This is a genomic window from Actibacterium sp., from assembly GCF_055134745.1.
In genome coordinates this window covers 86,231-97,085 of sequence record NZ_JBSRVX010000002.1, presented here as the reverse complement: position 1 = coordinate 97,085, position 10,855 = coordinate 86,231, and the positions used below count along the sequence as shown (strand labels likewise).

Sequence of the window (10,855 nt, the reverse complement as noted above, 5' to 3'; positions counted from 1 at the left end):
CGTAAACGAGCACACCCTAAGCTTCGGTGCATCACTTTAGCCCCGTTACATCTTCGCCGCAGGACCTCTTATTTAGACCAGTGAGCTGTTACGCTTTCTTTAAAGGTTGGCTTAGAAGCAGCCATAATAGGGGCTGAACAGGCGCGATGCGCTTTCGGCCATCGCAAAGGCCATATTGGTGGCAAAACCCTGCGTGACCCAGGACATGGGCGGGGTGAAATAGCTCAGCCAGCTGGACAGGGCATCGTCGCTGGTGCCGCCGATCTGTTCCCACAGCCATGCCAGGTTCTTTCGCGCGCCTTCCCGCCCGCCCCGATGCAACCCGGCCTTCAGCGCCGCGCCATTCAGCGCCCCGGCCGAGGTGCCGCAGATGCCGGCGATCTCGATCCCGTCATCTTCCAGCAGACGATCCAGAACGCCCCAGGTAAAGGCGCCATGCGCCCCGCCGCCCTGAAGCGCCAGGTTGATCCGCTTTGTGCCCGCCGCCATTACAATGCGGTCCAGCCGCCATCCAGGCTGATCGTGGTGCCGGTAATCTGATCGGCCGCGGGCGAACACAGGAACACCGCCGTGCCGCCGATCTGTTCGACGGTGGCGAATTGCTTGGACGGCTGGCGGGCCAGCAGCACATCGCGGATCACGGTTTCACGATCCATGTTGTATTCCTTCATCGTATCGGGGATCTGCGCCTCGACCAGCGGCGTAAGAACATAACCCGGACAGATCGCATTGCAAGTGATCGGCTCTTCCGCCGTTTCCAGCGCCACGACCTTGGTCATGCCCACGATCCCGTGCTTGGCCGTGACATAGGCCGATTTGAACGGCGATGCCGTCAGCCCATGCGCCGAGGCGATGTTGACCACCCTGCCCCACCCCGCCTTGCGCATCATCGGCAGGGCCGCGGCCGTGGTATGAAAGGCCGATGTCATGTTGATGGCGATGATCGCATCCCATTTGTCCGCCGGGAACGTGTCGATCGGGGCGACATGCTGGATGCCCGCATTATTGACAAGAATATCGCAAACCCCGGCCTGTTCGATCAGCGCCCGGCATTCGGTGCCTTTCGACATATCAGCCTTGATATAGCGCGCGCTGATGCCGTGGGTCTTGGCCAGTTCGGCGGCCAGCGCGTGATCTTCGTCACGGTCGGTAAAGGAATTCAGCACCACATCGGCCCCGGCCGCCGCCAGCGTATGGGCAATGCCCAACCCGATGCCGGAGTTCGATCCTGTGATGATGGCGGTTTTTCCGGACAGTGACATTGGCGCGGGCTCCGTTGTTGATGCTGCATATGCAGCATATCTATCATCCCAGGTGATAAAATCGAGGATAAGTCTTGCCGTTCAATTATCACGATGTCGAGTGTCTGCATTTCCAGACTTGTGATGGATCGGACAATGACGGAAAAAAAAACGCCCGCACGAAGCGGGCGTTAAGTTATTGAGGCAGGTTTCATACAGGCAAGAAACCTATCGAGCAGTGCCCTCTTTATACGCAATGTGCTGCGCGGGTCCAAGCTAAAAGTTTGAAATGCTTGGGAAGCCCGCCTAGTCTGACAGGCAAACAAGACAAGGGCAGGCGGAAGTGTTGCGAAAATGAGATCAGTTTATTTCCGCATTTACGGTTTGGCGGTGGCGGTTCTGCTGTCGATTCTGTCCATCGCCCCGGCAGCGGCGCAACCTCGTCATGGCATAGCTATGTATGGCGAGCCGGCCCTTCCACCCGATTTTGTGTCACTGCCCTATGTGAACCCCGATGCCCCCAAGGGCGGGCGCATGACCATGGGCGAAACGGGAAGCTTTGACAGTCTGAACCCTTTCGTTCTGAAGGGGCGCGCGCCCTGGGGGGTGCGGACTTATGTGTTCGAAACCCTGATGGGCCGCTCATGGGATGAACCCTTCACGCTGTACGGGCTGCTGGCCGAATCGATAGAGGTCGGGCCGAATCGAGACTGGGTCGAATTCACCCTGCGCCCCGAGGCCAAATTCTCGGATGGCACCCTCGTCACCGTCGACGACGTGCTATGGTCGCATGAGATTCTGGGCACCCCCGGCGCCGATCCGCGCTTTCAATCGGTCAATGCCAAGGTCGCCAGCGCCGCCGCCACCGGCCCGCGCAGCGTCAGGTTCACCTTCAACACGCCTGACCGTGAATTGCCCCTGCTGCTGGGGCTGCGCCCGATCCTGAAAAAGGCGCAGTGGCAGGGCAAGGATTTCGCCGCCAGCGGCCTGGACGTGGTGCCGATCGGATCGGCGGCCTATGTGATCGACGCGGTCGATCCGGGGCGCAGCATCACCCTGACGCGCAATCCCCAATACTGGGGGCGCGATCTGCCGCTGATGCGCGGCCAGATGAATTTCGATGAATTGCGCTATGAATATTTCGGCGATGGCGATGTTCTGTTTGAATCGTTTCGCGGCGGCGCGGTCGATTTCTTCCGCGAAGCCAACGCGGCGCGCTGGGAAACGGGCTATGATTTTCCGGCGATACGCGATGGGCGGATCGTGAAATCACTGATCCCGCATCAGCGCCCGTCGGGCATCACCGGTCTGGTGATGAATACGCGTCGTCCGATCTTTGCAGATTGGCGGGTGCGGCAGGCGATGATCCTGGCCTTCAACTTCGAATTCATCAGCCAGACCCTGACCGGCGGCACCGAGCCACGGATAAGATCCTATTTCTTCAATTCCGGCCTGGGCATGACCGATGGTCCAGCCAAGGGGCGCGTGCACGAATTACTGGCCCCTCATGCGGCCGAACTGTTGCCCGGCGCGCTGGAAGGCTATGCCCTGCCCGTTTCAGATGGCCGGCCCAGCAACCGCGCCAACCTGCGCCGCGCCGCCGATCTGCTGGAGCTGGCGGGCTGGCGCGTGGGGGCTGACGGTGTGCTGCGCAACGCGCAAGGCCGGGCCTTCAGCTTTGAGATCGTGCTGGAACAAGGTGCGACAGAACAGGGCCGGATCGTCGATATCTTCGCGCAGGCGCTTGAACGACTGGGCATTGCCATGCGGGTCACCTTGCTGGACGGCGCCCAGTATGTTCAGCGCAGCAATGCCTATGATTTCGATATGGCCTGGTATACCCGCGCCCTGTCGCTGAGCCCCGGCAACGAGCAATATCTGTATTGGGGACCGTTGGGCGTCGATCAGCCCGGCACCAAGAACTGGATGGGGGCGGATAACCCGGCCATTCCGGCGATGATCGACGCGATGCTGACCGCGCGCAGCCAGGACGATTTCACCGCCGCCACACAGGCGCTGGACAGGGTGCTGACCAGCGGGCGCTATGTCATCCCGATCTGGTTTTCGCGCACGTCCCGTATTGCCCATAAGCGCGCACTGAAGTATCCCGCGACTATTCCCATTTATGGGGACTATCTGGGTTTCGCACCCGACATCTGGTGGTATTCGGAGGATTGAATGGCCAAAGCGCTTATAATTGCCCTCACCCTTGCCCTGGCGGCCTGCAACACGGTCGCCGGGATCGGCGACGACATTTCCGCAGGCGCGCGCACGGTGCAGAACAAGCTGTGACCCTCTGGCATCGCTTGCCGATGCGCGGAAGATCCATCAATGGCCGGAATTGGCCTGCCGGCAGTGCCGGAAAATGCACTGCCGCTAACGTTTGACCGAAAGCGGCAGTTGATCAGCCAGTGTGGGACTGAACGGATTTACGCGCCGCTCAGGTCGTCATGTCAGCAGCGCGATCAGAATGATGACCCAGATCGGCACACCCAGTATCCAAAGAAGCAAGCTACGCATCTGTTTCTCCTTTCAGCGCCAGGAACCGAACGCGGCGAATTCCTGACTTTCGTCACGATGACGCCCGCCAGTGCCCGCCGCCCAGTACGCCGCCGCGCCCGCGATCAGCAACGCGGCAGCCGTGACAAAGGCCGAAACCACGGAATATTTGCGGGCGGTCTCTGCCATGGCCTTTGCCTGGGGGCTGTCCATATCGGGCGCCGTCACGGTGGTTGTCTGCGTCCCCGCCCCCGGCGTTGACTGGTCCACGGCCTGCGCACCGGCTGCCGACGCGGCGGTAATGGTTGTATCCAGTGTGGATCCCAGCAGGAACGCCCCCAAAAGGATGGCCAGGCCCCATACGACAAGCCCGTGAAGCCCGTCGCGAACGGAAACTTCATGCTCGGATGTGCCGACCATCCTGCGCCGCAGGCGTCCGGCAATGTATCCCCCCGCCATGAAGCTGGAAATCGTGGTCCACAGCATCCACAATCCGACCGCTACAGCGGCGGCAACAGGGGATCCTTCGCCATCATAGGGTGAAATCAGCGACATCCCCAGCGCCGCCCCGAATGTCGTGAAGACAAAGGCGATACCCGATGCCACGACAGCACCCGCAACAACCGCCGCCCAGTCCATCGGGCTTTGGTCAAAGGCGACGGCGACACCGACTTCGGTGCTGGGCGAGGTGGAATGATCAACGCTTCCACCAGGCGTTGCCACGGCCGACATCACTGAAGCCCCAGAAATGAAAGTATGGCCATGATCACGACGACCAGACCCACGAGATAGATAATTCCGTTCATGAAATCCTCCTTGGCGGCCATGCGGTAAAATCCGCGTCAAGGCCACATATCAGTGCGTTTGCGACGTTCTAACGCCAGCGCTGCGCCGAATGTTCCGCTGAGGTGGATGAATCGGGGTGGTCAACCTCGTTTCTGACCTGCCCCCAGGCCATCATTGTAAAGACCGTGGTCCCCCCGATGATGTTGCCCGCCAGCACCGGCAGGAAAAAATCACCAACTGCTTCGCGTGGGCTTTGGACGCCCGTCAGCAGCATATAGGCCATTTCGACGGAGCCGGCGATGATATGGGTGAAATCGCCGGCTGCGATAAGCCACGTGAACAGGATGATGATGAATACCCGCGATGGGCCCGATGTCGGCAACATCCACACGATGGCGGCAACCAGAATACCGGCCGGAATGGCCCGAAAGAAGCCCTCAAGCGGTGGATTGCCGGTTGCCTCATGTGAAATCTCATGCACGGCGGCGGTTATTTCGGCACTGAAAGCCGGGCTGAAGGCGATGAATGCCGCCGCCAGAAACGCACCGGCGACATTCGCGGCAAGAACGATCGTCCACAACCGCACAACCTTGAAGAAATTGCCAAGGCTGGGGCTTCCGGCCACCGGCAAGACGGTCGAGATCGTGTTTTCGGTGAAAAGCTGCATCCGGCCGATGATGACCAGCAGGAATCCGAATGAATATCCGATGCTTTCGACTAGATGCACCCAAGGGGCGATTGGCAGATGGCTGCGCAGGAAGGCTTCGGCCAGCACCGAAAAGGCGATCATCATTCCCGCAGCGATGCCAGACCAGGCAAGCGCCCCGGCCGAACGATTCAGTTCATCGAAACCGTCCCGGCGCACAACCTCATAGATCAGACGCGAGGAAAGCCGTTTCGCATCGCTGACAGAGCGTTCGTCTTCTTTTTCTTCCTGCTTTCCCTGTTCATCCCGCTGATCTGCGTCATGCCGTATAGAGGTATCGGACATATCCTGCCCCGTATGTGGTTCCATAAGGAACGAATGGCGGGCGCAACGGGTTCCTGTGCATCACAGTTTGGCAACACAAGGTAATATTTTTGCATTGGAAACGAATTTTTTCCATTTTTGCAGCGATCATATTGCCATCTCAAGCGTTATCCTGATGAACGTCCACGAAAATTCGACAAAAAATCAGCAAAGCAGGCTGAAAAATGCAGGCTGAACCATGATGTATCTTGATAAACCCAAATCTACCGAGCAGCTGCAAAACGCATGTTTGCGTCTTGCCTTCGCGCAAGCCCCCGATGATGGCTTGCCGCCAGATCTTGCGCAGCTTCTGGCCTTGATGCGCGAACAGGATCGCAAACTGGCATCGGCCGGGCAAAAGGCAGCCGAAAACTAGCTGCGGGTGACAAGCGAACAAATCCGGCTTTCATTCGTTAAAGGCCGGGGCCGACATTTGCTCATCCCGATAGCGTCGGCCTTGGCGATCTTTCGCCAGACCGCCAGAGAGCTCTCCCCTCTCTGGCGGTCCGCTTTTGTGCGGCTGCACCGAACGGATCTTCCAGCGATCATGCCGGGGGCAAGCGGAAACGTGCCGTAAAGGCGCGAATATCGACTGCGACTGGAACAGCGCAGGCCGCAGCGCGTTTTCTTCATGCAATGTCCAACCCGGAGGAACTAATGGATCAATCAGTGGATCACAGCCTTGTCGCGTCATCCGATGTCGATGGCACGGAAGTTTACAACAAATCAGGGGAACATGTCGGCACCATAGATCACCTGATGATCGACAAGACATCGGGAAATATCGCCTATGCCGTGATGCGGTTCGGCGGTTTTCTTGGAATTGGCGATGATTATCACCCCATTCCGTGGAAAGCTTTGTCCTACAGCACGGCTCAGAATGGTTTTGTGACGGATATCTCTGAAAGCCAGTTGAAGTCCGCGCCAGAGCGTTCGGATAACTGGCATCAGGACAGAACCTGGGAAAAGGAAACCCACGATTATTACGGGTTTCCCTATTACTGGATCTGAGCATTAGGGCCGTGGCCTTGTCACGGCCCTTTTTATGACGGTTCCCCGCGATGCGCCCACACATAAGTGGCCAGCACATCAGTCGTCCTATCAGGCAATTTCAAGAGATAAACATGATGACCAAAGACAAGATACCCACAACCGACCGAACCAGAATCGACATCGACAACGGAAAAACCGGTGACAAGGTTCCGTTCCCCGATCCTGCGGCGGCGCCATTGGGAACAGATGCCGAAGCGGGCGGTCATCCTCCCAGCCTGGAAGAGCGCCGCATGGAACACGCTTCGCAGCAACGAGCAAATAACGATCCCGCGGCTCCGTCAATCCCGCAGCGGCCTGTTTCGATGGACCCGCCGCCGCACTATCCCGCACGCAGCAGCCGGCGCTATGTGATTGCGGGGGCCATCATCGTTATCGCCATCGTGTTGGTCGTATTGGCATTATAAGAATGTGGTTGCGGCTTTGCGCCAGCACGCGAAACAACCCATGGTTGTTTCGTTCTCGTCGGTCAGCCCTGATCCGATTTCTTCTTTTTTGCTGAACGGATATATCTTTTTGGTCCAGCCTCATCGTGCAGGAAATATCCCTGCGCAGGGCCGTTGGCTGTGTCGTCACAATGTTCGTCACCGGCTGTCGGCGGTTCGGGCTGGGCCTTGTCATTCTTGCTATCTTGGGGTGCAAGATCCGGGTTGCGCAGGGTTTTATGGGCGCTATCGGGATCTGGTGCACGCATTTTTCCCATGAAACCAGTATGATATCTGGTGTTCTTGCCGGATTTATCATGATCGGCCATGATATTTTCTCCTCGACACTGCGTTCAGTCGCGGCCACAATGGCCGCGTTATATTAACTTTTGCCAATCTGTCCTGTTCCCACAAAATCGGGGCTGGCAGAATCTTGTCGTCAAGGATAAAAATTTCTTCCGCCGAAACGGGAAGTTACAAAAAGCTTTACCTTCAGAACAGCTTAGGGTTGACTAAGCCGGTATTGCAAATTTCGGACGAGTAAAATGGGGCAAACCGCATTGTTATCTTCGTCGCGTCAGGCTGTCCGGTTGGTATGCATTACCGGAATTGCCGTTATTGCTGCAGTCGCCGTTTTCTGGGCAGTAGCCATCAGAACCGAATATGAATCCCAGCGGGCAAAGGCCAGCATTCGCGCGCATACATCGGCGCATGTGGTCGCCACGCAATTTCACTGGATAATCGAGGCCAGCAGCCAAAGCCTGCAACGGATCGAGGATGCTATCCGGCTTCATGAAAGTGGTATGACAGACGATCCGGTCAGGGATCTGAACGATGCGGTGCGTGACCTGCCGGATGGCTATCAATATTCGGTATATGATGCCGCCGGAAATCTGACCTATTCCAACATCGTCACCACCACCGGCATAAACGTGGTGGATCGCGACTATTTCCAGAAAATGCAGGAGGGGGACAAGATTGTCGTTTCACCCATGCTGCGCGAAAGGCTGACCGGAGAAGACGTGTTCATCATCGCCCGTCGTATCGAACGGGATGGCCAGATGGTCGGGGCCGCAACAATCGCAATCCCGGCCTCTGCTCTTCAATCACTGGCCAGTGCGATGTCTTTTACGGGACAATCGGCGATCAGCCTGATCCGCCTGGACGGGACGCTGATCGTCCGCACGCCCAAACTGCCCACGATGGATCTAAGCAATGCCCGTGTATTCCAGGAAATGAAAACCGCCAGGGACGGGGTCTATGAAAACCGTGTCTCGCCCGCCGATGGCGTTTCGCGTTTTGTGGGATACTGGCAGATGGAGGACTGGCCGGTGGTCGCCGTGGCCGGCCTGGACCGGGATCTGGCAATGGCCGATTTTCGGCGCAACCTGTCGATCTGGTCTGCCCTTGCCCTGCCTGCGATTATCGCGCTGTCCATCGTATTTATCAAACTGCTGAAGATGATGCAGGCCGACAGCCGCCGGCAGGCGGCGCTGATCGAGGCAAACCAGCGCAATGAATTCCTGCTGCGCGAGATTCACCACAGGGTAAAGAACAACCTTCAGACGGTCATGTCACTGATCCGCTTGCAGATAAAGGATCGACAAACGGCCAACAGCCTGCTGGGCCGGATCGGAACGATGGTCGCCATACATGAAAAGATATATGCCACCGACCAGTTCGCAACGATTGATGCTTCTGGTTATCTTCGTGAACTGACAGAAAGCATCGCCCAAAGCCAAAGCAAGGCGACCACCCTTCATTTTGATCTGGACCCGGTCGATCTGTCCAGCGATCGCGCGATGTCCATCGGATTGCTGGCCAATGAAATCATTTCCAACGCGTTCAAACATGCCTGGGATACCGACCAGATCGGGAACCTTTGGGTCAGTCTGAAAAAAGACGGGGATGACATGCTTGTGCTGACGATCGCCGATGATGGCAAGGGCATTGACCCACATGCGGCGCAGAACATGGGCAGCCGGTTGATGGCTGCCTTTGCCAGCCAGTTGGATGGGAACCACGAGATCGTTTCCGAGAATGGCACCCGGATCATCGTGCGCTTTCCGCTGAAATGCAAAACAGCCCCTGACGACAGGTAAAGTGGCAAGAATGGCCTCAGCGCGGTGCGTCATGCGTCATCTGTCACCAATCGGCAATCCACTTTCGCTCATGCTTTGCGCCTCGATGAATATGCGGCGAATTTCGGGATAACGGCTCTTGATCTGCCGCTCCAGCGCAGTGACACAGGCCTCGACCTCGGCCGAGGTCAGGTCGTCGGCGAAATCGACGCTGAGGTTCAGCAATATTTCGCTCGGCCCGAAATGCAGCGTCAGCAGCTCGTTCTGTTTGATGATCTGCGGGGTTGCGGCGATCATGGCCTCCAGTTCGCGCACCATGCGCGGCGATGCCGCCTCGCCGGTCAACAATCCCTTGCATTCTCGCGCCAGATAAACGGCCGTCACCGCCAGGATCGCCCCGATCAGCAGCGAGGCAACCCCGTCCAGCATCGGCATGTCCAGCACTTCCGCCAGAACCAGCCCTGCAAAGGCGACGATCAGGCCAAGTATCGCGGCGCTGTCTTCGAACAGAACCGTGAATTCGGTCGGATCCTTGCTCAGCCGGACCGCCTCCAGATAGCCGCGCTGGCCCTTGACCGATCTGAAATGCCGAAACGCGGCAAGCCAGGCCAGACCTTCGAAGACCAGCGCCAGGGCCAACACGATATAATTCACATAGGCATTGCTGACCGGATGGGGATCACGCAGCTTCATGATCCCCTCATAGGCCGACACGCCCGCCCCCAGCCCGAAGATCAGAATGGCGACGACGAAGGCCCAGAAATACAGCTCCATCCCGTATCCGAACGGATGGCTTTTGTCGGCCGGGCGCGATGCGCGTTTCAACCCATAGAGCAGCAGCCCCTGATTGCCGGTATCGACCAGCGAATGCACGGCCTCGCTCAGCATCGCGGAACTGCCGGTCACGCTGGCCGCCACGAATTTCGTGACCGCGATCAGCGCATTGCCGGCCAGGGCAGCATAGATGACACGTCGTGATCCGGTGGCTGACATTCCTGTGCTAGCTCCTTGATGGCGTAACGTTGGGGGCGACCGGCGCGACGGTTTGCCCGCCGCCGCGCAGGAACCGCGCGATATGCGGCACGACCACGCTCAGAAAGACCATTGCCCCGGCGATCCACATCACCGCCCCGGCAATCTGCTGGTCCGCCAGCCCCGTCACCCCCCAGCGCGGCGCATTGACGACGTGCCAGACATGCCATGCCCGCGCCGAAAATAACAGCACAACCGCCAGCAGCGACATCTGCACGCCGGTCAGCAGCGCGGCCAGAAAACACCGGACCGGCGCCACACGCGCCTGGGCGCGCAGCGCCATCCAGAACAGGACGGCCCCGCCCAGCAGGCTCAGATGCATCGCCCAATAGATCACGTCGCTGCCCAGCGTGGCGGCATAGGGTGCCGGCGCATGCCAAAGCCAGAACAGCCCCCCGAACAGCAGCGCCATCGCCACCGGTGGCCCGCGCCATGCGGGCAAGGCCGCCGCCAGCAATGGCGCCGCGATCAGCACCAGCACCAGATGCTGAACCACCCGCGCCGTGAACAGCGACATCGACAGCGCACAAAGCGGCGAGACAAAGGCGACCGTGACCAGCGCCCAGCCGGTCAGGAAAACGCGGCGTCGGCCCCGCCCCGACACCAGGCGCAGACCCAGAAACAGGGCGATCAACAGCCCGCCGATCAGAACGGGGTCAAGCGTCCAGCGTGCCCATATCCCGCCGGGATCGGGCGGCGCGCCGCAAAAGGGTATGTAGGTTTCCATTCTAA

At 58.8% G+C, this 10,855-nt stretch carries 11 protein-coding genes and 1 pseudogene; 5 read left to right on the top strand and 7 right to left on the bottom strand.

Features of this window, described 5'->3' with window-relative positions; translation table 11 throughout:
* Window positions 1-245 precede the first annotated feature (245 nt).
* Together ACTCHC_RS00525 and ACTCHC_RS00520 are read right to left on the bottom strand one after the other, a co-directional pair.
* Window positions 246-489: pseudogene (locus ACTCHC_RS00525) on the bottom strand (patatin-like phospholipase family protein); the annotation flags it as partial.
* Window positions 489-1,262 (bottom strand): 3-hydroxybutyrate dehydrogenase, encoded by a 774-nt coding sequence (locus ACTCHC_RS00520; RefSeq protein WP_463020487.1) that lies wholly within the window; start codon window positions 1,260-1,262, stop codon window positions 489-491. The pseudogene ACTCHC_RS00525 and the gene ACTCHC_RS00520, both read right to left, overlap by 1 nt.
* A 333-nt stretch (window positions 1,263-1,595) precedes the next feature.
* Here ACTCHC_RS00520 and ACTCHC_RS00515 point away from each other — a divergent pair, with 333 nt between their 5' ends.
* Entirely contained in the window at window positions 1,596-3,419 is a 1,824-nt protein-coding gene (locus tag ACTCHC_RS00515; protein WP_463020486.1) for an extracellular solute-binding protein, read from the top strand.
* Window positions 3,420-3,533: an entericidin EcnA/B family protein gene (locus tag ACTCHC_RS00510; RefSeq protein WP_463020485.1), complete on the top strand. Its 114-nt coding sequence runs from the start codon at window positions 3,420-3,422 to the stop codon at window positions 3,531-3,533.
* 240 nt (window positions 3,534-3,773) lie between these two features.
* On the opposite strand, the gene ACTCHC_RS00505 is transcribed toward ACTCHC_RS00510, so the two are convergent.
* Complete coding sequence (locus tag ACTCHC_RS00505) at window positions 3,774-4,472, bottom strand: hypothetical protein (RefSeq protein WP_463020484.1); 699 nt, start codon at window positions 4,470-4,472, stop codon at window positions 3,774-3,776.
* Window positions 4,473-4,614: 142 nt separating this feature from the next.
* Window positions 4,615-5,517: a formate/nitrite transporter family protein gene (locus ACTCHC_RS00500; RefSeq protein WP_463020483.1), complete on the bottom strand. Its 903-nt coding sequence runs from the start codon at window positions 5,515-5,517 to the stop codon at window positions 4,615-4,617.
* A gap of 675 nt (window positions 5,518-6,192) precedes the next feature.
* On the opposite strand from ACTCHC_RS00500, the gene ACTCHC_RS00495 reads away from it, so the two are divergent.
* Window positions 6,193-6,546, top strand: a complete 354-nt coding sequence (locus ACTCHC_RS00495; RefSeq protein WP_463020482.1) for a PRC-barrel domain-containing protein — start codon at window positions 6,193-6,195, stop codon at window positions 6,544-6,546.
* 113 nt (window positions 6,547-6,659) lie between these two features.
* Complete coding sequence (locus ACTCHC_RS00490) at window positions 6,660-6,992, top strand: hypothetical protein (RefSeq protein WP_463020481.1); 333 nt, start codon at window positions 6,660-6,662, stop codon at window positions 6,990-6,992.
* A 62-nt stretch (window positions 6,993-7,054) separates the two neighbouring features.
* Here ACTCHC_RS00490 and ACTCHC_RS00485 read toward each other — a convergent pair whose 3' ends face one another.
* Window positions 7,055-7,339 carry a hypothetical protein gene (locus ACTCHC_RS00485; RefSeq protein WP_463020480.1) on the bottom strand — a complete coding sequence of 95 codons (285 nt, stop codon included), beginning with the start codon at window positions 7,337-7,339 and terminating at the stop codon, window positions 7,055-7,057.
* Between the two features lie 216 nt (window positions 7,340-7,555).
* Here ACTCHC_RS00485 and ACTCHC_RS00480 point away from each other — a divergent pair, with 216 nt between their 5' ends.
* Window positions 7,556-9,112 (top strand): sensor histidine kinase, encoded by a 1,557-nt coding sequence (locus ACTCHC_RS00480; protein WP_463020479.1) that lies wholly within the window; start codon window positions 7,556-7,558, stop codon window positions 9,110-9,112.
* A 36-nt stretch (window positions 9,113-9,148) separates the two neighbouring features.
* Here the strand turns inward: ACTCHC_RS00480 and ACTCHC_RS00475 are convergent, their stop codons facing one another.
* Both ACTCHC_RS00475 and ACTCHC_RS00470 read right to left on the bottom strand, forming a co-directional pair.
* Window positions 9,149-10,084, bottom strand: coding sequence for a cation diffusion facilitator family transporter (locus ACTCHC_RS00475; RefSeq protein ID WP_463020478.1), 936 nt, complete (start codon window positions 10,082-10,084; stop codon window positions 9,149-9,151).
* 7 nt (window positions 10,085-10,091) lie between these two features.
* Window positions 10,092-10,850: a cytochrome c oxidase assembly protein gene (locus tag ACTCHC_RS00470; protein WP_463020477.1), complete on the bottom strand. Its 759-nt coding sequence runs from the start codon at window positions 10,848-10,850 to the stop codon at window positions 10,092-10,094.
* Window positions 10,851-10,855 lie beyond the last annotated feature (5 nt).